This window comes from Porcipelethomonas ammoniilytica (assembly GCF_025567485.1).
GTDB lineage: Bacteria > Bacillota > Clostridia > Oscillospirales > Ruminococcaceae > Porcipelethomonas > Porcipelethomonas ammoniilytica.
Map to the genome: position 1 here is coordinate 103200 of NZ_JAOQKH010000002.1, position 20582 is coordinate 123781.

Here is a 20582-nt window from a genome sequence, read left to right on the forward strand (position 1 = left end):
GTCTCAGCACAGTTTTGGGAGAGTACCTTGTGTGATAGTTTACTATTAATTATGCAGTCGTTACATTTTTTGCTTCTTTTTTCGTGTGAACAAAAAAGAAGTGTGTTTCTTTGTTACTTTCTTTGCACAAGCAAAGAAAGTCAGAAAAAGATTTATTTCAGTTTATTTTTTATGTGAATCGGGATTATCGGTTCTGCCTAGCAGATAATCAACAGAGCAGTCAAGATAATCAGCGATTTTGGCAAAATTTAATGTTAAAATGTCGCCACCATTATTAATATAAGAAACTGTATTTTTTCCAAGCTTACAATTTTTCAACAATTCCCCCATTGATTTGCCTTGTTGCTTTGTTAGTAGTTTTATGCGCATGGCAATTTCTTGTGAATTATACATATAATATCCACCTCTGATTTGTGTATTGTTACAAATTTCCCGTAATTCAGTGACATGGTGATTGACATTCCCTTACTTTAGTGATATAATGTTATTAAGCTATTAAAAACCTAAATTATGTTTACTTTAATCGACACTTAATTGTAGTATATCATTATTTGGGCTAATTTGTCAATGGCTGAATTTATTTAGATTGGAGTTTTTTTAATGATGACAATAGATAAAATTGCTCTCCGTATTTCTAAATTAAGACTGCAAAAGAATGTTTCGGCAAGAAATATGAGTTTATCATTAGGTCAAAACGAGGGTTATATTAACAGAATTGAAAACAAAAATAGTTACCCCACCATGCAATCATTCTTCTATATATGTGAATATTTAGGCATTACTCCCATGCAATTTTTTGATTTTGACGATACATGGCCAACAGAAACTAATAGTTTACTGGAAGAAATGAAGAAGCTTGATAATAAACTAACAAGGCTTATACTTGATTTAGTCAAAGAAATAAACAAATTAAATTCCAAATAAATTACCTCTTATGGTAGCTTCTGAAATCGAAATGAATAATTTCAGTTATAAAGCTGAGCATTTCCGACGCTGAATGAATAAGCTCCATTATAGTATCGGTATCTATATCAAAGGGCATATCTGCCGGATAGCGTGTTTCTATGTAATAATGGTTCAGCATAGTACTTTTCTCAAGCCACGTTGAAAAGTGACTGTCCGTCTGCATTGCCTGCTTGCAAAGCCACGTCAGGTTGTGACCGTCATAAAGCTTATGCTTTTTAAAAAGAAGATAACCTTTAAGTCCTTTTTCAATGCTCTGCTGACAGTGAAACGCAGCGCCGTTATAACAACGTTCGTCACTAAGAAGTGTTTTGGCCGCCAGTAAGTCAAGATTTGCATAGTACAGCCAGTCAAAGTATCTGCGGCTGTCATTGTCACGATATCCCCTACCCATAAAGCACCGTCCCCGAATTGTTTATTTTCCACGCAAAAGTTCCAATTTCACATTTCAGCTTATTAAATTCGTCTTCACGGTATATTACTAAATCAAAAGGCAGTTCGCAGTCGATATTGAGATACAGTCTGCATTCAAGTTCAGAATTATTTTCCACACTGTTATCTACAATTATAGCAAGTTTAAAGCTGGTAAGTTCGCCGTTAGTGTTTATTTTATTGCTTATAAGATAAACTTTTTTTAGTTCATTGCAATGCTCAGCAATGTTGTTCACAAGCTTCTTTATATAAGGATTGTCTTTCATAGGTTACGGCTCCTTTCCGTATTATAAAATATATATATTATCTCCGCAGTTAAATATATATATTAATTTATCAGTATACAAATATTCTTCATCGCCCACAGTTACTGTTAAATCAGCCATAATAAATTTTGCATCCTTCAGAGTGTCTTCAAATTTTGACGAAGCGCCGTAATCCTCATACACTCCGTTAAGCATATCTATAATATCCGTTATTCCCTGATCCTCAGAGCTGTCTCCGCAGCTTGTTACTTCGATTGAAGTATATTTAAAGTTTTCTCCCGTTGCGTCTACTACGTCCTTTTTTTCATTATTAAGATAGCTTTCCAGACTGTTTCCGCTCTGCTGCTCCAAAAATTCCACATAGTATTCCGGCTGAGTTGTTTTAAAAAGCTCCAAATCATCTGTTTCAACAGCATAATAATAGTCGGATACTGCATTCATTTCTTCATCTGTAAGAAAACGTCCGTCAAAGTAAAGGTCAATATTACCGTTTAAGATCTGCCGCATTGTGGAACCGTATTCCAGATCCTCATAAGCTACTGAATTTCCTTTTTCGTCTTCATTGCAGCCGCATAAAAGTACGGCGGAAAAAATCATTGTGAAAATTAAAGCGATTATCTTTTTCATAATTGTCTCCATAAAACTGAATATTTATTCAGCTGACGCTTTTTACGGTAAGCGCAGCACCAATTCTTATATTAATAAAATATCACAAATTTTATTTTATGTCAATGGAAAACCGAAAAAACTATTTCTGATGTATTGAAAAAACTGTGAAAATATAGTATAATTTACTTATATATTTTTTTGATTTTTTACACATAATATTTACGGAGGATTTATGCCCAGATTTTTTCTTGAAAATATAAATACAGATAATCCGGTATTGACCGGAGAAGACGCCCGACACATCGGTCGTTCCTTGAGAATGAAACCGGGAGAAAAAATAACCGTATGCTCATGCGGTACTGATTATTTCTGCGAAATCAGCAGTATAACAGAGGATACTGTATTTTTAAATATAAAAGAACAAAAGCTTTGCTCCGCTGAGCCTTCGGTCGACCTGACGCTTTTCCAGGCTATTCCCAAGCAGGACAAGCTTGAACATATTATTCAGAAATCCGTTGAACTTGGTGTTTCAAAAATTGTTCCCGTTCTTACCCGAAGATGCGTTTCCCGTCCTGATAAAAAGGACTTTGAAAAAAAGCTTGTAAGACTTAATAAAATAGCCCTTGAAGCGGCAAAACAGTCCGGAAGAGGGATTATACCGACTGTCGAACCTATGATTTCCTTTGATGAAGCAATTATACAAATGAAAGAATATGATTGTCCGGCAATGCTTTATGAAGAGGGCGGAATAAGATTTTCCGAACTTAATACACAAGAAAAAAAAAGCTTTGCATTATTCGTAGGCAGTGAAGGCGGATTTGATGAAAGCGAAGCGGAAGCTGCCAGAGAAGCCGGTATTGCGTCAATATGGCTGGGAGAAAGAATCCTGAGATGCGAAACTGCTCCCCTGACTGCCATTTCGATTTTGATGTTTATCACAAAAAATTTATAAATTTAATGTTGAAATTTATTTAAAACTATGATATAATAATTTAAAAAATAAAACTACGCCATTTAACGGACCGCAAGCCGTGGCAATCTTTCTTGCGGAGAAAAGAGGACTACAATGAAAAAAGGTTTAATTCTGGGACTTATTGCAGGCGCTGCCGCTGCAGGCGCTGCTGCACTTATTTATTCAAAAAAGAAAAACGAATATTGCTGCTGTGATGATCTGGAAGACGAAGATCTTGCTTGCGATGATTGCTGCGGCGACTGCTGTGACTGCGATGAGGATATCAATGATATTCCCGCTGAAAAAGCAGAAGAAAGCGTTATCATAACAGACGCATGCGCATGCGGCTGCTCTGAAGAAGAAATTCTCGATAAAGTCGAAGATACTGTAGAATCCGATGAAATATGATTTTATATTTTTTAAAGCCACGGTTTAACCGTGGCTTTTTAATTATAGTTTTCGATTGTAGTAAAGTTTTCCTCCGATCATAAAAAGTGACTGAACAAATGTACATATAATGCAAGTAATACATACGATAACATTAAAATATCCGCATATAATAGCAGCTGCTAGCATACAGCAAAGATATGCTGAAGCTCCGGCACTTTTGCCTTTTGTACATATTTCCTTTTTCCGTTCATCATTTTCTTTTACATAAAGTTTTTTCAGCTGTTTATTATTTTTTAATGCAATCAGGTTTTTTATCAATCCGAAAATCATGATAGCTGTGACTCCCAAAGCAACTCCGGCAATAAATCCGTGCCAGAAATCTGCCCAGCTTTTACCGGAATTTACAGGGTCTATCACGCCTGAATATGCTAATATCTGAACAGCAATCAGTACCGCCGAACATACAGAAAAAAATACATTCTGAATTTTTAATTTGTTACGATATTCTTCCATTTTAAGCACTCCTTTAATCATTTTCCAAATCTGAAAAATCAAAAACATCTTCAATAGTCAGACCGAAATAGTGTGAAATTTTATAGGCAAGAGGAAGCGAGGCAGTATATTTACCTATTTCAATCGAGGTAATTGTCTGTCTGGTAGTACCGACAGCTTCAGCCAATTCCTCTTGAGAAAGCTTCCTTGCTTTCCTTAATTCTTTTATTCTGGTGTTCATTTATATGCTCCTTCTTCTATATGATACGGTGTGCACTGCCGCAGCATACAGAATGCTAAGTTAACTTTGCATTTTTAGTATAGCATACTTTGCATTTTTTGTCAAGGCTACTTTGCAAAAAATAAACAGAGTAATTAAATTACTCTGTTTATTTTTTCTTTAAATATTTAAATAATTTTATTGCCAGCACCGTAAGTCCCGAAAGCAATATGGCATTAATAATTAAAAATATAAGTGTTAAAATGTCAATATTAACCAAATAAAATTCCCCCCTGTATAAAGCTATAGTATAATTATAACATATATTTTCATCAAATTTGTAACTAATATATTAATTTTTATGAAAAACTGATTTATAGTCCATAAAAGCTTTTACTAAAGACGATATAAAAGTTTGCAAAAGTAACTTTGCGTGTCTTTAAAAACAATTTTATATTAATAAAATCTGGCATAAAAGTTTTGGTTCCGCTTTTTTAAAAGCGGAGGCTTACTTTTTTTCAAAATATTTTTCTTCAATTCTCTGTTTACTTACCTGTCGAGACTTATATAGATAATATCATCAGACTAAAGACGATATAAAAGTTTTTTGCTTACTTTTTTTCAAAAAAGTAAGCTATGTCTAAAATAGCGACATAGCCAGATAGATAAAAGATATATAGAGGGGGAATTAAGGATCATTGATGAAGAAACTTTGCTTCTTCTTTATCCATAACTAAATTATATAACATTATTCTTAAAATAATCTTAAATAAATCTTTTTCTTACTTTCTTTGCACAAGAAAAGAAAGTAAAACACACTTCTTTTTTAATGTATCCCCACATGATTGTCTTTAAAGTCCTCAAGCCTTGAATTGTACGCTTTTATAACTTCCTGTTCAAAGGCAAGCTTTTTTTCTTCTCCGCATAGCTTGTAAAGTATTTTCTTTGTGAAGTACGGATTCAAAACAAGAATCGGACCTAAAATATAAGTCCCGAAGAAATTGTTTTTTACAAATCCCTCGCATTTCGAATCCTTATTCATGCCGTCGCCCTTGGTGACATTTACAAAATGACTGGTATTTTCACCTAAATATCCGTTTGTAAACTGCGCTCTGAAACCTACTATTTCAATATCGTCATAAGTCCCCAGAACCAGTCCGCTGAAACGATCCATCATATTTCTTGTGGCATAAAAATCTATAAGTCCCAGACATTCGGTTATACTGCCGTCCCTGTCCGTGATGCTTTTGCCGAAAATTTCATGGGAGTTTCCTGTCATCAGGAAAATCGTTCCCTTATTTATCATATCGGCAATACGGTCTTTATACGGCATCAGACGCTTTATTACATTGATTTGCGTCTGCTCGGTCATGGGACCCATGTAGACCATATTGACGTCATGTTCAGCAAAATAAGGAGTGTCGTTAAGTTTGGTACTGATATATTCGGCTTCCGGAAGGCAAAGCTTAAGATATCGCATATTTCCTGTGTCACCGAAAAGGTTGCAGACTTCCGGAAACAGTTCTTCTATAATTATGCTCATAGTTTACCTCCAGTTTTTCAGCTGTTCTTTTATACTGTTCAAGGATTCCACATTAAACAGGTCGTACATAATAATAAGCTTGTCGAAAAGCTCTGGTTTCAGGTGGCTTGGAGTGTCTGTTTCGTTGCGGCAGCAGACAATCTTTTTCTTGTCGATACCTGCAATAAGCAGACGTACCATATAATCATCGGCTCTTTTTCCGCCTACAATAATTTGTTTTATGTCATCGCCTTTTAAGAACTCGAAGTCTGTTTCGTAGATCCAAGCAATATTTTCGGAAGTACGCTTTGAGTCATAAAGATCCTCAAGAATCATAATTACAGCCTTATTACCGCTTTCGCGTCTTATAAAGTCGCAAACACCGGAGCATGCAACGGGATTTTGTCCCTTAGCGAGGGAAACCAGTACTTCTTTTCCGCCTGCGTTAAAGCTGTCGTATCTTGACTTAACTACCTTGACCTCAGACATTGCCTTTGCTACCTGTTCATAGGAAAGTCCGAACGTACGGGAAAAGGTAACGGCAGCGACAGTATTATAAAGGTCTGTTATACGGTTGTTAGGCAGCTTGTAGCGTTCTTCTTTTCCGTTGTGCATAATTACTGCTTCGTTGTTCTCGCTTGCTTTTACGTCAAAGTCTATGTCAGGAGAGCTAAAACCGCAGCTGCACTTAGCTCGTCCTATATGATTATAGTGTCTGAAAGCAAATTCAAGCTTATTACCGCAAACAGGACAGTTTACTATATCGCATATTAGGTTGTCCAGAGTGGGATTTTCGTTTTCCAGTCGGTCGATACCGAAATAAGTTCTCGGATTTTTTTCAGCCAGCCGACTGCTTATAAGGTCATCACCGTTCAAAATGAGCTTTGTTTTTTCCGGAATATTACTGTTGAGGATGTTGAAAATAAACTCAGTATGAGCGTTTCTCTTCATGGAATCACGCTGAAGATTGGTACACACCAGCCAGTCGGGCTTTACGTAGGGGAGAACTCTCGCAGCACTTCGTTCATCGACTTCTAGTACGGCGGTATCTTTTTTGAAGCCGCCCGATAGAGTACAGTTATCAAGGAGCAGTGACGCTATTCCCGTATCCACATTACCGCCGAAGCTGTTGTTGATAATATCGTACCCATTAGCTTTAAGTATGTTGCCTATCATATTTGAAACGGTAGTTTTACCGTTTGTACCTGTAACTGCAATAACATTTTCCGGCATATCGAAGTGTTTAAGCAGGTCAGGGTAAAAAATCAGCATAATTTCTCCGGGCAGATTGGTCGCATTGCGTTTCATCAGACGCATAAGTTTTATCATGATTTTTGCCCCGAGTACTGAAATATAAAATCTTATTGGTTTTTTCATTCCTATCTCTTTCCTCTATATATAAAATGTGACTATTAAATAATAGCATTTTTAGTGTAAAATGTCAATCGAATTTACAAATACCGACAAATCTGTTTTTGAATTTTCGTAAAGGAGTTAAGTTTAATTTTGACAGGAAAGTATCATCTTATTCTTAAAAAAAATAAAACCCCCAGAGTGGCTAATCTGGGGGGTTTTATTTGGTCATTTTGCGTGCAAATGGCTAGATCGCCGCAATAAGACCGACAAATAGCATAAAATAAAGACCTGAGAATTATCTCTCTTGTGGTCATCTATATTATATATCACGAATTTAATTTTGTCAAGGGGTTAATAAAAAAACCTGAGAGTTGCCGCTCTCAGGTTTTTTCATTTTTTCATGTGTGGTAACATGGATACATCATCTCATTTGTGGTTACCAATATTATATACCACGGATTTATTTTTGTCAAGTATTAATTAAAAAAAAGACCTGAGAGCGGCTAACTCTCAGATCCTTAAATTGTTCAAATATCATCTCTCTTTTGTGACATTTATATTATATACCACAAATTTATTTTTGTCAAGGGTTTATAAAAATATTTTTTATTTTATATTTAACTTGACGAATTATGTAGAATAATGTATAATTATAACATTGTCGGCTTCTTCCGTCAGGAAGGAGGTGGGTATACATGAGTTACTTTTTATCATTTATCGTGGCTATTGCGGCACGCATAGTAGGTTACTATGTTTGCAAATGGTTAAATAGTCACGGAAAGTCCGACAATTAACCAAAATGAAATCCCCAGAGTGGCAGCTCTGGGGATTTCGCTCGTGTGAGACACATGAGTTATTATTTTATCATTTGTGGTTATTTATATTATATACCACGAATTTATTTTTGTCAAGGGGAAAATGAAATATTCTTTTATTTTGGATTATTTTTTATATTTTAACATAGGAATAAAAATATGAAATAGTAAACTATAAACTGCAATTATCATTATACAATTTTCATTATCAGATTTCAAGCATTTAAAGCAATGATTATCGGATTTAACAAAAAAAATATGATATAATGATATAAAGAATGTATGATATAATGGCATGGGTTATGTAAAGGACATCTAAACTTAATTATAAGCAGAAAGTTTCATAGATTGCTATATTATTTATAAATTTAAGCAAAATGGCAAAAAAAGTGGGATAAATTTATCTGTATGGCATATTTCGTCATATATTTCATAAAAAAAGTTTTATGGGTGTCATAATAATTTATATGGTTTATGCTATAATAAATTGGGTGAATAATATGACAGAATCTGATAAATTTTCAAATCGTTTGCTACAATTATTGGAGCACAATAATTTATCTGCACGACATTTAAGTATATCATTAGGTTTTAATGAAGGCTATATTAATAGAATCATTAATCGTAAGACATATCCAAATATAGTGATTTTTTTTGAAATATGTGATTTTTTTAGAATTACTCCAAAAGAATTTTTTGATTATGAAGTCGAAGATCCGACTTTGATAAATGAATTAATGAAAGAAATTCAAAAGTTAGACTATAAGCAGACGGAATATCTTCGTTTATTTATAAAACAAATGACATGAGTTTACTGTATAGTAAACTCAATTTGTCTTTTGAAATGAATCGGAAATTTACTCTTTTGTTCTAATTCGAACGTTTTCATTAAACCCTTTTTCTTTTTTAAATTTCCGATTCATTTGAGAAAATAAACGCTTATTTCTTATTATTCTCAAAGGTTGTAAGAATATAATCAATTATTTTGCGTTCTTCTTCATTGAGATTTTGCAGCCTTTTAAAAGTCTGGTCAGTCCATTTTGGATCTTCATCGTTGTAACGGAAAAATTACTCAGGCGAAATATTAAAGAAATCGCATAATTCAAAGAATTTTTCCATTCTTGGTAAAGATACAAAATTTATGATTTTATTCATGTTATTGGCTTTATAGCCTAACAATCGACTTAACTCATGGTCATTCAAATTGTTTTGCTTTTGAAGCTGCATTATTCGATATACAAAATTTTCACGATTGTTCATGTCATCACCTATAATATTATAACATAAATAAATGGAAAATTTTTCTACAAAACACTTGAAAAAAAGAATTATATGTGTTATAATATAAATATAGGGGAAATAAAAGCGATTTTTGTTGTTTGAAATGAACCGATTCGATAAGAGGCATTGATATCATAAATTATTCGAGAGGTATCTCTTTTAGGTTTTTGTGCTGCCTAATTTGATAGAGATAGTATTTTACGGTCACTCAATGTCGTTTCGGTTCATTTGAGACAATGAACTTGCTGTTCGGCAATATCAGGTCAAGCAAGCGAGAGTTTCTGAGTTTTTTTTGTAGTGAAACTTCCCAAATACCTCTGCAAAATCATGGTTATTTTAAAAAATTTTTTTCAGAAGCATGCTTAACCTTTAGCTTGCTTGACCTAATGTTGCTGAACAAAAAAAGACGGTCTTTCGACCGTCTTTTTCTTTTAAAATTCAATTTTCTTATTAATAAAGTCCGTAAGCTCTTCGATTCTGATTCTTTCCTGTTCCATGGTGTCTCTGTCTCGTACTGTTACACAACCGTCCTTTTCCAGTGTGTCAAAATCGTATGTAATGCAGAAAGGCGTACCGATTTCGTCCTGTCGGCGGTATCTTTTACCAATCGAACCTGTTTCGTCGTACTCGACATTGAAGTGCTTCGCAAGCATTGCATAAACTTCACGAGCCTGTTCGCTCAGCTTTTTGGAAAGGGGCAGTACTGCGGCTTTAACAGGTGCGATTGCAGGGTGAAGATGCATAACCGTTCTTACGTCGCCCTCTGCGATTTCCTCTTCCTCGTACGCTTCGCACAGAAAAGCAAGCGTTACACGGTCCGCACCCAGAGACGGTTCAATAACGTATGGTATGTACTTTGTATTTGTATCGGGGTCAAAATATTCAAGGGACTTTCCGCTGCATTCCATGTGTCTGCCTAAATCGTAGTTAGTTCTGTCGGCAATGCCCCACAGTTCGCCCCATTCCTTGAACGGGAATCTGAATTCGATGTCTGTTGTGGCTTCCGAGTAGAATGCAAGTTCCTCCGGATCGTGGTCACGGTATCTTAAGCTTTCTTCTCTGATACCTAAGGACTTCAGCCAGTTCATGCAGTAATCTTTCCAGTAAGCGAACCAGTCGAGGGCAGTCTCAGGCTTGCAGAAAAATTCCATTTCCATCTGTTCAAATTCTCTGGTACGGAAAATAAAGTTGCCAGGAGTAATTTCGTTTCTGAATGATTTACCTATCTGACAGATACCGATAGGAAGTTTTTTTCTGGTAGTCCTCTGAACGTTTAAGAAGTTTACAAAAATTCCCTGAGCAGTCTCCGGACGGAGATAAACAGTATTTTGAGAATCTTCTGTAATGCCCATAAATGTTTTGAACATCAGGTTAAACTGCTTTATATCTGTAAAGTTTGATTTTCCGCAGTTCGGGCATTTAATACCGTTATCGGAAATAAATTTTGCCATTTCTTCAAAGCTCCAGCCTGCGGGATTTGCGTCTGACTGGGATTCGATAAGCTGGTCTGCTCTGTGACGGGATTTGCATTCTTTGCAGTCCATAAGAGGATCGGAGAATCCGCCTACATGTCCGGAAGCGACCCATGTCTGGGGATTCATTAAAATAGCACTGTCAAGTCCTACATTGTTCGGGTTTTCCTGTACGAATTTTTTCCACCATGCTTTTTTTATATTGTTTTTCAGTTCAACGCCTAAAGGACCGTAATCCCATGAGTTGGCAAGTCCGCCGTAGATTTCGGAACCGGCGTAAACAAACCCTCTGGATTTACAGAGATCGACAATTTTGTCCATAGATTTATCGTTGTTGGAAGTCATTTATTTATTCCTCGCTTTACTAATAATAATTCCATTTTATTTTACTCTAAAACAGCATAAAAGTCAAGGATTAGTTTTTCTGGGATACGGCTTTTCTACATCTGTCAGATCCAATAAATAATCAACGCTTGTTCCGAATAATTCGGATAAGATAATCAGTTGTTCAACTGTTGGATAACGTAAGCCTCGTTCAATTTTAGAATAATCGCTTTGGTCAATACCTGTTTTCATCTGTACTTGAAGTTGTGTTAAGCCTTTTTCAAGTCTTATTTTCTTTAATTTATGCATTTTTTTATGCTTCTTTACCAAAAATATCTATATTAATTATGTCATATTGCCTAATTGACAAATAGGTCGATTTACCCTATAATATAAATATGGTAATAATAACCAACATTAATTTTATTATACTTGAAAAAAGCATATATAATGCCAAGTAAGGATATATTTTTTTAATGTAATATGAAACGAGTTAAAGAACATTGCTTTACGGCAGCGCTAATGAGCGTTAGGGCTCTGCTAATCTCCCTTACCTCTTAATTGAGGTTATATATTTATGATCATGGTTAAATCAAATTTTTACAGTCCATCTCTTTGTTCAATGGAGACACGAGTGTTTTAGATTAGTTTTGAGGGTTAGCGTTGGTTCTTTAGCTCGTTTGATATTATATGTAAGCAGCACAAATATGTGCTGCTTTTTTTGAACTTAAGAGTTGTTTCTGTTCGACCTTATAGAAAGTATATAGTTGAAATAAGGACGTATAAAAGTTTTTGCTAAGCTTTTTTCAAAAAGCGTAAAAAAAGTATGGGAACCCCCTTTACAAATTAAAAAAAGTATGTTATAATAAAAAAGCTGTCGAGGTGTGGCTCAGTTTGGTAGAGCGCTGCGTTCGGGACGCAGAGGCCGTGGGTTCAAGTCCCGTCACCTCGACCAACCCCTTATTTTAAATTATTTTATTGTCTGTGATATCGTTATTAATTCTGGTGTCACAGCTTTTTTCTTAAATTTTAAGGAGAACTATTATGTTAAAAAAATTTTTGGCTTTTTCTATAACTGCAATTATGATTTTTTCATTGTCTGCCTGCGGAAATAAAGAGGCAGAAGAAAAAGGCGATTATTTGTCAGGAAACAAATGGGAAAGTACAGCGGGTATGCTGCTTGATCTTGACAAGGAAGGGACTTTTAAATTTTTCAAAGACAAGTCCGATAAGGAAGACAACTATTATTCCGGAACGTTTGAAGTAAAGAACGGCAGTGAAGCCGTTGAATATCTTGAAGAAGTTCATGCACTTCCGGCAGAAAGCCAGCGTTCGGCAATGGTTGGATTTGGAGTAGATGAAAATTATTACTATGCTCTTATTCTGACCAATAAAGAATGTATTGAAAACGGTGCAAATACTCTTTCTGAGGAGAACGAAGTTGCATATTATGGCTATTATATGCCCGATTATGAATATCTGAATCTTTATAGTCTTAAAACAATGAGTCAATATGAATTTTATAAAAAATGATAAAAAGGCGGATTTTCCGCCTTTATTTTTTGCATTTTTTTAGGCTTTGTGGTATAATTGTTACAATGAATATGGGGAGAGTGAACATATGGTACTTTATATAATTCTTTTTATTGTTTTATTAATAATCATACTTTTAGGCGTTGCTCTTATACGTGCTGTGCTGATAAAAAAAGAATGCGGAGACAGTAAGCCGTATGATATGGAAAAGGACGGAATTGACCCGAAGCTTCATGCCGAACATCTTTCACGTATGATTCAGGTGGCGTCTGTCAGTCGAAGAGGCAGCAATGACCTTACAAAAATCTATGAAATGCATAAGCGTCTTGAGGAGCTTTATCCGTTGATCCATAGTAAGCTTGAAGTAAAAGATATCGACGGCGCTCTCCTTTACCGCTGGAAGGGTAAGGATTCTGAAAAAGCTCCTGTGCTGCTTATGTCTCATCATGACGTGGTTGAAGCTGTAGGTGAATGGAAGTATCCTCCCTTTTCCGGAACTATCGCAGACGGCAGAATCTGGGGACGAGGTACTGTTGATACGAAGGGTGCGTTATGTGCAATACTGGAAAGCGTTGAGTATCTTTTGTCAAAAGGATTTCAGCCGGAAAGAGACTTTTACATAGCTTCCTCCTGCAATGAAGAAATAACGGGAGACGGAGCAATTAAAACTGTTGAGTATATGTATAAAAAAGGCATTCGTCCGGAGCTTGTAATGGACGAGGGCGGTTCTGTAATGGGAAATATGATGGGGTGTGAAGCTAACTGCGCAATGGTCGGAATACTGGAAAAGGGCAGGGCAAACGTCAAGTTTATCGCTCATTCACATGGCGGTCATGCCAGTATTCCTTTCAGACACAATCCCTTTGCACGTCTTGCAAAGCTGATTAACAAGGTAGAAAGTCATCCGCCCTTTAAAGTGAAGCTTACAAAACCCGTTAAGGAAATGTATAAGGCGATGGCTCCTTATATGCCTTTTAAATATCGATTTTTACTGGGAAATACGTGGTTTTTAGGTCCGATTATGCCTTACTTCATGAGAAAAATGGGAGGTCAGCCGGCAGCGTTGGTGTCTACGACTTGCGTATTTACAATGGCTGAGGGAAGTCACGGAGCAAATGTTATTCCGGAAACTGCAACAGCTACTGCAAATATGAGATTTATGGTTCATGAACCGCTGGAAGCGTCCTTACATAAAATGCTTAAGCTTGCTAGAAAAAATGATATATGGATGGAAATGATAACAGGTTTTGATATTCCTCCGGCGGCGGACACAAAATGCTCTGCATATAAAAAGGTAGTCAAGCAGATCGAGCTGACATTTGGTGATATTCCCATTATTCCGTATGTAATGCTTGCGGGAACAGATGCCCGTCACTATACCAAAATATGTGACTGTGTATTGAGATTCGTTCCTCTTACCATGACGGATGAACAAATGAAATCCGCCCATGCAGTCAATGAAAATCTTAATATTTCATCTCTTGCAAGAGCGGTCAATTTTTATACTGATTTTATTGAAAATTATGAAACCATACCGATCAAAACATGATAGATTCAATGTCCTCAAACGACATCTGAGGATGGAGCGTCATATTTATTCCGGCAGCAATCATTGATGCGGAACGTTCTATAAGACGGTCTATGTCACGGGGCGTTACCATCATATTGGGCATGCTGCCGGCAATTTTGTTTCCCGTATAATCATGGACTATTGTATGCATATCCACAACTGTGGGTACTCCGACCGCTATAACCGGAACGCCCAGTGTTGCTTCTGAAAGCTCACGGCGTTTGTTCTGAACGCCGCTTCCCGGAGAAATACCGGTATCTGAAAGCTGAATGGTTTTTCCAAGTCTGTTTATATCAGAACATGCAAGAGCGTCAACTGCGATAATTGCCTGTGGATCTATTTTTTCCATCAGACCGTCTATCAGTTCGGCAGTTTCTATACCTGTTTGTCCTAAAACTCCGCTTGCAAGTACGCCAACAGGGCGCAGACTGGTAAGAAAATCGTCCTCGTCTTTCAGTTCTTCCTTGAGATGACGTGTGGCAAGTATCTTTGAAGCCGTTTGCGGACCTAATGCGTCGGGAGTTATATCATTGTTGCCCAGCCCCACAACGAGTACTTTACCGTCGGGAACAAACTGTGAAAGCTCTTCTGAAAATTCCTCGCACATTTCACGGAAATCTTTTGAAAAACAACTGAATACACTGCCTTCAAGAGTAATATATTTTCCTTTTTTCTTGCCTATTTTTTCGCCGTGCTTATCCTCGGCAATATTTATTTCGGTAATTTTAAACGCTTTACCTCTTTCGGTTTTGGTTATACCTTCGCTGATTTTTGCAGCGTTAATACTTTCCAGCGCTAAGTCGGTTCTTATACTCATTTTTTCTCCTTTCCTTGCACTATTAATAAAAAGTTGTGCATTATGCTTTAAATCAACCGTGTTTTTTCGTTATATTATTTTGAAATTGCCTATTGCATTTTAAAGTATAAAATGGTAAAATAATTATTAGTGTTGGTGCAGAGAATGCACAATACAGATGATCATTACATCTGTATTTTTTAAAACAACGGTCGTGTCCGGCTTTTTAAGTCTGCGTTGTTTTTATTCTATGCTACTTTTTCTGAATTATTATTTGTATTTTTGTCAATAATAGATTCAGATAATTCAATATTTTGTCAGGGAGGTGCAACGAAATGCCAAATATTAAATCCGCAATGAAGAGAGTTAAGGTTAACAAGACAAAGGCTGCCGCTAACAAGGCAAGAAAATCAAATCTTAAAACTGTTCTCAAGAAAGCTGATGCAGCTTGTGTTAACAACACAGCAGACAAGGCAGAAGCAATCAGAGTTGCTATAAAGAAAGTAGATCAGGCTGCTGCTAAGGGTCTTATGCATAAGAACTGTGCAAGCAGAAAGAAGGCTCAGCTGGCTAAGAAGCTTAATGCCGCTGGTTAATTATAAAAATCAGATTAATAATGCATGTAAAAAAGCGTGTTCTGAATGAACACGCTTTATTTTTTTAATTGTTTCAGTAAATATAAAAGCGTGCTCCGAAGAACACGCTTCTTTTATAATAGTTTTTCAACTGCTTTTGGAATTTCCGAGATTTCAGATACTGTTATATCCGCTTTGTCAAGCTCATGAGGTTCACAATAGCCGTAAGTACAGCCTATAGATTTAAGGTTATGTTTCCATGCCGTTTCAAGATCCAGATATCTGTCGCCTATAATGATAAAATCACCGATATGCTTTTTGGCAATACTTGTAAAAATTTCCGGCTTTGATTTGAAACCAAAATCTTCAGTACAATAAAAATCACAGTAGAATCTGTCAAGACAGTGTACTTTTCTGTGCGCTTCCATATAATCATGCATACAGTTGCTTAGAAAAATCAGATTATGTCCGCTTTCCTTAAGATTTTGCAGTACTTCCTCAGCTCCGCTGTAAAGTACTGATTTTTCTTTGTTTATCAGTTCCATCATTGAATCGCCGATTATTTTACTGCAAAAGTCCTTTTCATTTTGAGGAAGTTCTGGCATGAATCTGTTCCACATATCCTTTACAGAATACCCCAGATAACTGCTGACTTCCTCATAGCTGTATTCATATATCGGTGCAAGTCCGTTATCTGTAAGGTATTTGTATCCGATATAAAAAGATGGGACATATATTTTTGCGCAGTCGTGGATAGTACCGTCATAATCAAGAATAATATTAGCCATTATTTATCCATCTCTCTTATAAGGTTTACCATTTCAATAGCTCCGAGAGCACAGTCATAGCCCTTGTTGCCAGCCTTTGTACCGGCTCTTTCAATAGCCTGTTCAATGTTTTCGGTAGTAACAACGCCGAACATTACAGGAATATCGGAATTCATGGAAACTGTTGCAATTCCCTTTGATACTTCATTGCATACATAGTCATAGTGACTGGTTGAACCTCTTATAACTGCTCCCAGACAAATCACAGCGTCATATTTACCGCTGTTAGCCATTTTCTTTGCAATAAGAGGGATTTCAAAAGCTCCCGGTACCCATGCAACGTCAATGTCATTTTCGTTTACGTTGTGTCTTTTCAGACCGTCCAGAGCTCCTCCTAAGAGCTTTGATGTAATAAATTCATTGAATCTTGCGGCAACAATACCGATTTTAATGTTTTCTGATACAACTTTTCCTTCAAATACGTTCATTTTTCATTACTCCTTTATTAATAATTTAAAATATGACCCATTTTTTTCTGTTTGGTTTTCAGATAGAATTCATCATATTCAGTGGCGTCCATCTGAATTGGTACACGTTCGCTTATTGTAAGACCAAAGTCTGATAGTCCCTCTATTTTAAGAGGATTGTTAGTAAGAAGTCTCAGAGATTTTACTCCAAGGTCACGTAAAATCTGTGCACCAATGTAATACTCTCTCAGATCCTCGTCAAAGCCTAAGGCAAGATTAGCTTCAACGGTATCCATACCCTGATCCTGTAAAGCGTAGGCTTTAAGTTTGTTGATAAGTCCTATACCACGTCCCTCCTGACGGAGATAGAGAAGAATACCCCTTCCTTCTTTTTCGATTTGAGTCATGGCTGCGGCAAACTGCTGACCGCAGTCACATTTGATTGAACCGAAAGCATCACCTGTAAGGCATTCGGAATGAACACGGCAGAGAACATTTTCACCGTCTCCGATATCGCCCTTTACCAGAGCAACATGATGCTCTCCGTTAAGCTTGTTCATGTAGCCGTAGGCCTTGAAATTGCCGTATTTGGTGGGCATTTTTGTAACTGCCGCACATTCAACAAGCTTGTCATGTACCTTTCTGTACTGCTGTAATGCCTTGATAGTAATAAATTTCAGACCGAATTTTTCAGCCATCTGAATCAGCTCGGGAGTTCTCATCATAGTACCGTCATCACGCATTATTTCACAGCAAAGACCGCATGCTTTAAGTCCGGCAAGCTTTAAAAGGTCGACCGTAGCTTCAGTATGACCGTTTCTTTCCAGTACACCATTTTTCTTGGCAAGAAGAGGGAACATGTGTCCCGGACGTCTGAAATCTTCAGGTTTTGCATTATCGTCAACGCATTTCATTGCCGTTACCGAACGTTCAGCGGCGGATATACCGGTTGTGGTGCTGATATAGTCGATTGAAACTGTAAATGCAGTTTCGTGATTGTCGGTGTTGTCGTCCACCATTTGAGGCAGACGAAGCTTTTTAATGTATTCATGGCTCATTGGCATACAGATAAGTCCCTTAGCGTGCATAGCCATAAAATTAACGTTTTCAGTAGTGGCAAATTCCGCCGCACATATAAGGTCACCTTCGTTTTCACGATCCTCGTCATCTGTAACAAGGATCAATTTGCCTTGCCTTAAATCTTCAAGGGCTTCTTCAATAGTATTGAATTCAAACATAATATTTACCTCCCTAAAATCCTGCATTTGCAAGAAATTCTCTGGTTATTCTGCTTTTTGGTTTTTCATCGTGATTAAAGTTCAAAAGTTTTTCGACATATTTGCCCACAAGGTCATTTTCAAGATTTACTGTATCTCCCGGCTTTTTTTGTGAAAGTATAGTTTCTTTTGCAGTATGGGGGATGACGGAAACGCTGAAACTGTCTTTTAAGACTTCGGCAACGGTCAGGCTTATACCGTCGACCGCCACTGAACCTTTCTCTATTATATATTTCATAATACTGCTGTCTGCGGAAATTGTGTACCACACAGCATTATCGTCTTTTTTTATATTGGTTATGATGCCTGTTCCGTCAACATGACCTGCAACAATATGTCCGCCGAACCGTCCGTCTGCTGCCATTGCACGTTCCAGATTAACAGGACTTCCGGATTTGAGTTCCGACAGGGAGCTTCTGTGAAAGGTCTCGTTCATAACGTCGGCAGTAAAAGTATTTCCGGATATTTCCGAGGCGGTCAGGCACACGCCGTTTACTGCGACGCTGTCGCCTATTTTAAGGTCGGAAAATATTTTTTCAGCAGAAATTGTAAGTTTTGCTTCAAGAGGATTTCTGCGGACTGCAGATATTGTTCCGATTTCTTCAATTATTCCTGTGAACATTTAGTAACCTCCCATTCTATTAAAATATCGTTTCCAAAGTATGTTATTTCGGGTCTGCAAAGAATTATTCCGCTGTCCGGTGAATCAAAGCCCATACCTCCTACAGGTGAGGGAGCGGATTTTCCTCCCAATATTTTCGGGGAAATATAAGCTTGTATCCTGTTTACTATCCCCGACTGCAAAGCGCTGAAATTAAGCTCACCGCCGCCCTCAAGAAGAATACTGTCGATTTTTTCTTCACCTAGTTTTTTCATAAGATATATTAAGTCGACATGTCCCTTATCTGACGGAGTTTGAATTATTTTTATTCCCATTTGTTTATAAGCTTGTGTATTTTCAGCGTTTTCAAGACATGCGATAATTGTAGGAACGTCCTTTGCGGTTTTGACTATATTGCAGTCTAAGGGCGTTTTCAGATGGCTGTCGCATATTATTCTTATGGGGTTTCTGCCATTTTCAAGACGACAGGTGAGCATTGGATCGTCCTTTAAAACAGTATTTATGCCAACCATGATTCCCGAATATCTCAGTCTGCTTTTCTGAACGTCATGACGTGACTGTTCATTGGAGATCCATTTTGATTTTCCTGAGACTGATGCAATTTTTCCGTCGGCAGTCATGGCATATTTCATAACAACATAAGGTGTTTTGTGGGTTATATAATGAAAAAAAACACGGTTTAGTTTATCGCAGTCTTCTTTTAATATTCCCGTTTCCACTTCAATGCCGTGATTGCGGAGAATTTCTGCTCCTTTTCCGGCAACAAGAGGGTTTGGATCGTCCGAACCCATATATACTTTTTTTATTCCGCTGTCGATTATCGCCTGAGTACAGGGAGGCGTTTTGCCGTAATGGCAGCATGGCTCAAGAGTAACATATATTTCTGCACCCGCCATATCCTCAGTACATTTTAAAATAGCGTTTCTTTCGGCATGAAATTCTCCGTATCTGTGGTGATGATCCTTTGAGATTATTTTGCCGTCCTTTACTATGACCGCTCCCACCATTGGATTGGGATTTGTAAATCCCATACCCTTTTTTGCTTCCTCCAGAGCGACGCTCATATAATCTTCTTTAGTCATTTTAACAGCTCTCCTTAAAACAGAAAATGCCCTGAAAATCAATCAGGGCATAAGTTTATAAATTTGACGGAAGATATAAAAAACTCTGAAATGCCAAAAACACTTCAGAGGGCAATAACATTATAAATGTCTTCTTCCATCCAGACTTTACTGTCGGTTTCGGAGTTTCACCGAATCGTGCGCTTTACGCTTGCGGACTTTACCGCCGGTAGGGAATTCAACCCTGCCCTGAAGACTATGTTAAATTTTAAATAAAGTATATCACAATGAACCGCGTCTGTCAATAGGCTTTACGGTGTTTAGCAGTAAAATTTTTCAAGATCCAGAAGCTTTTTCTTTATATCAAGACCGGCAGCATAGCCTGTAAGACTGCCGTTTGCACCGATAACTCTGTGACAGGGGATCATTATAGCTATGGGATTTTTATTGTTTGCGTTACCTACAGCTCTTGCACCGCCGGACTTACCTATTTTTTCGGCAATTTCTCCGTAGCTTGTCGTTTGACCGTATGGAATTTCAGTCAGGGCTTTCCATACCTTTCGTTGAAAATCAGTACCGTCCGGCTTTAAAGGTACTGTAAAAACTTTTCTGTCTCCCTCGAAATATTCCTGAAGCTGATTTACAGCTTCGGAAATCAGCGGAGTTTTTTTATTGACGTATTCAGATTTTCCAAAGTGAACGGCTTTTATATAGTTTTTATCTGCAATAACAGTGATTTCTCCTATATCTGATATAAATGTATAATAAAACACAAAATCATCTCCCGAATCCTATTATACATTTAATATTATCTGTTGTA

Annotated in this window: 24 protein-coding genes, 1 tRNA gene and 1 riboswitch; of the genes, 8 read left to right on the forward strand and 17 right to left on the reverse strand. The window is 37.0% G+C overall.

What is annotated here, in order from left to right:
• Positions 1 to 162 precede the first annotated feature (162 nt).
• The gene (locus OCV67_RS02070) at positions 163 to 393 is read right to left on the reverse strand and encodes a helix-turn-helix domain-containing protein (protein ID WP_147642202.1); all 231 of its coding nucleotides are present in this window, start codon (positions 391 to 393) and stop codon (positions 163 to 165) included.
• A 207-nt stretch (positions 394 to 600) separates the two neighbouring features.
• Between OCV67_RS02070 and OCV67_RS02075 the strand changes: the two genes are divergently transcribed.
• Positions 601 to 924 (forward strand): helix-turn-helix domain-containing protein, encoded by a 324-nt coding sequence (locus tag OCV67_RS02075; RefSeq protein WP_394802680.1) that lies wholly within the window; start codon positions 601 to 603, stop codon positions 922 to 924.
• Position 925: 1 nt separating this feature from the next.
• Here the strand turns inward: OCV67_RS02075 and OCV67_RS02080 are convergent, their stop codons facing one another.
• The 3 genes from OCV67_RS02080 to OCV67_RS02090 are packed head-to-tail and all read right to left on the reverse strand — an operon-like array spanning position 926 to position 2288.
• Positions 926 to 1357 (reverse strand): HEPN domain-containing protein, encoded by a 432-nt coding sequence (locus OCV67_RS02080; RefSeq protein WP_147642203.1) that lies wholly within the window; start codon positions 1355 to 1357, stop codon positions 926 to 928.
• Positions 1350 to 1661, reverse strand: coding sequence for a hypothetical protein (locus OCV67_RS02085; RefSeq protein WP_147642204.1), 312 nt, complete (start codon positions 1659 to 1661; stop codon positions 1350 to 1352). The genes OCV67_RS02080 and OCV67_RS02085 overlap by 8 nt, the downstream gene beginning before the upstream one ends.
• A 21-nt stretch (positions 1662 to 1682) precedes the next feature.
• Complete coding sequence (locus tag OCV67_RS02090; protein WP_147642205.1) at positions 1683 to 2288, reverse strand: hypothetical protein; 606 nt, start codon at positions 2286 to 2288, stop codon at positions 1683 to 1685.
• 214 nt (positions 2289 to 2502) lie between these two features.
• Between OCV67_RS02090 and OCV67_RS02095 the strand changes: the two genes are divergently transcribed.
• Both OCV67_RS02095 and OCV67_RS02100 read left to right on the forward strand, forming a co-directional pair.
• A complete protein-coding gene (locus tag OCV67_RS02095) occupies positions 2503 to 3222 on the forward strand; it encodes an RsmE family RNA methyltransferase (RefSeq protein WP_147642206.1) in 720 nt (239 codons plus the stop codon).
• A gap of 114 nt (positions 3223 to 3336) precedes the next feature.
• Positions 3337 to 3630, forward strand: coding sequence for a hypothetical protein (locus OCV67_RS02100; protein ID WP_147642207.1), 294 nt, complete (start codon positions 3337 to 3339; stop codon positions 3628 to 3630).
• A gap of 42 nt (positions 3631 to 3672) precedes the next feature.
• On the opposite strand, the gene OCV67_RS02105 is transcribed toward OCV67_RS02100, so the two are convergent.
• From OCV67_RS02105 to OCV67_RS02120, 4 genes are all read right to left on the reverse strand, one after another.
• Entirely contained in the window at positions 3673 to 4125 is a 453-nt protein-coding gene (locus tag OCV67_RS02105) for a hypothetical protein (RefSeq protein WP_147642208.1), read from the reverse strand.
• Positions 4126 to 4138: 13 nt separating this feature from the next.
• Positions 4139 to 4345, reverse strand: coding sequence for a helix-turn-helix transcriptional regulator (locus OCV67_RS02110; RefSeq protein ID WP_147642209.1), 207 nt, complete (start codon positions 4343 to 4345; stop codon positions 4139 to 4141).
• Positions 4346 to 5150: 805 nt separating this feature from the next.
• A complete protein-coding gene (locus OCV67_RS02115) occupies positions 5151 to 5867 on the reverse strand; it encodes a hypothetical protein (protein WP_147642210.1) in 717 nt (238 codons plus the stop codon).
• Between the two features lie 3 nt (positions 5868 to 5870).
• Positions 5871 to 7223 (reverse strand): MurT ligase domain-containing protein, encoded by a 1353-nt coding sequence (locus tag OCV67_RS02120; protein WP_147642211.1) that lies wholly within the window; start codon positions 7221 to 7223, stop codon positions 5871 to 5873.
• 1294 nt (positions 7224 to 8517) lie between these two features.
• Here OCV67_RS02120 and OCV67_RS02125 point away from each other — a divergent pair.
• Positions 8518 to 8826 carry a helix-turn-helix domain-containing protein gene (locus tag OCV67_RS02125; RefSeq protein ID WP_147642212.1) on the forward strand — a complete coding sequence of 103 codons (309 nt, stop codon included), beginning with the start codon at positions 8518 to 8520 and terminating at the stop codon, positions 8824 to 8826.
• Positions 8827 to 9729: 903 nt separating this feature from the next.
• Here the strand turns inward: OCV67_RS02125 and OCV67_RS02130 are convergent.
• Positions 9730 to 11115, reverse strand: a complete 1386-nt coding sequence (locus OCV67_RS02130; protein ID WP_147642213.1) for a glycine--tRNA ligase — start codon at positions 11113 to 11115, stop codon at positions 9730 to 9732.
• A gap of 63 nt (positions 11116 to 11178) precedes the next feature.
• Positions 11179 to 11403 (reverse strand): helix-turn-helix domain-containing protein, encoded by a 225-nt coding sequence (locus OCV67_RS02135; RefSeq protein ID WP_147642214.1) that lies wholly within the window; start codon positions 11401 to 11403, stop codon positions 11179 to 11181.
• 569 nt (positions 11404 to 11972) lie between these two features.
• Between OCV67_RS02135 and OCV67_RS02140 the strand changes: the two genes are divergently transcribed.
• The 3 genes from OCV67_RS02140 to OCV67_RS02150 all read left to right on the forward strand — a co-directional run bounded on the left by OCV67_RS02140 (position 11973) and on the right by OCV67_RS02150 (position 14176).
• Positions 11973 to 12049 (forward strand) — tRNA-Pro (locus OCV67_RS02140).
• Positions 12050 to 12138: 89 nt separating this feature from the next.
• Positions 12139 to 12627, forward strand: a complete 489-nt coding sequence (locus OCV67_RS02145; protein WP_147642215.1) for a hypothetical protein — start codon at positions 12139 to 12141, stop codon at positions 12625 to 12627.
• Between the two features lie 88 nt (positions 12628 to 12715).
• A complete protein-coding gene (locus OCV67_RS02150) occupies positions 12716 to 14176 on the forward strand; it encodes a M20/M25/M40 family metallo-hydrolase (RefSeq protein ID WP_147642216.1) in 1461 nt (486 codons plus the stop codon).
• Here the strand turns inward: OCV67_RS02150 and gpr are convergent.
• The gene (gene gpr, locus OCV67_RS02155; protein ID WP_147642217.1) at positions 14166 to 15014 is read right to left on the reverse strand and encodes a GPR endopeptidase; all 849 of its coding nucleotides are present in this window, start codon (positions 15012 to 15014) and stop codon (positions 14166 to 14168) included. The genes OCV67_RS02150 and gpr overlap by 11 nt on opposite strands.
• 314 nt (positions 15015 to 15328) lie before the next feature.
• On the opposite strand from gpr, the gene rpsT reads away from it, so the two are divergent.
• Entirely contained in the window at positions 15329 to 15589 is a 261-nt protein-coding gene (gene rpsT, locus OCV67_RS02160) for a 30S ribosomal protein S20 (protein WP_147642218.1), read from the forward strand.
• A 113-nt stretch (positions 15590 to 15702) separates the two neighbouring features.
• Here the strand turns inward: rpsT and OCV67_RS02165 are convergent, their stop codons facing one another.
• The 6 genes from OCV67_RS02165 to OCV67_RS02190 all read right to left on the reverse strand — a co-directional run bounded on the left by OCV67_RS02165 (position 15703) and on the right by OCV67_RS02190 (position 20535).
• Positions 15703 to 16356, reverse strand: a complete 654-nt coding sequence (locus OCV67_RS02165; RefSeq protein WP_147642219.1) for an HAD family hydrolase — start codon at positions 16354 to 16356, stop codon at positions 15703 to 15705.
• Entirely contained in the window at positions 16356 to 16823 is a 468-nt protein-coding gene (ribH, locus tag OCV67_RS02170) for a 6,7-dimethyl-8-ribityllumazine synthase (protein ID WP_147642220.1), read from the reverse strand. The genes OCV67_RS02165 and ribH overlap by 1 nt, the downstream gene beginning before the upstream one ends.
• A 17-nt stretch (positions 16824 to 16840) precedes the next feature.
• Positions 16841 to 18040, reverse strand: a complete 1200-nt coding sequence (locus OCV67_RS02175; RefSeq protein ID WP_147642221.1) for a bifunctional 3,4-dihydroxy-2-butanone-4-phosphate synthase/GTP cyclohydrolase II — start codon at positions 18038 to 18040, stop codon at positions 16841 to 16843.
• A gap of 13 nt (positions 18041 to 18053) precedes the next feature.
• The gene (gene ribE / locus OCV67_RS02180) at positions 18054 to 18701 is read right to left on the reverse strand and encodes a riboflavin synthase (protein WP_147642222.1); all 648 of its coding nucleotides are present in this window, start codon (positions 18699 to 18701) and stop codon (positions 18054 to 18056) included.
• A complete protein-coding gene (ribD, locus tag OCV67_RS02185) occupies positions 18686 to 19783 on the reverse strand; it encodes a bifunctional diaminohydroxyphosphoribosylaminopyrimidine deaminase/5-amino-6-(5-phosphoribosylamino)uracil reductase RibD (protein ID WP_147642223.1) in 1098 nt (365 codons plus the stop codon). The genes ribE and ribD overlap by 16 nt, the downstream gene beginning before the upstream one ends.
• A 124-nt stretch (positions 19784 to 19907) precedes the next feature.
• Positions 19908 to 20023: riboswitch (FMN riboswitch) on the reverse strand.
• A gap of 59 nt (positions 20024 to 20082) precedes the next feature.
• Entirely contained in the window at positions 20083 to 20535 is a 453-nt protein-coding gene (locus OCV67_RS02190) for a methylated-DNA--[protein]-cysteine S-methyltransferase (RefSeq protein WP_147642224.1), read from the reverse strand.
• Positions 20536 to 20582: the final 47 nt, after the last annotated feature.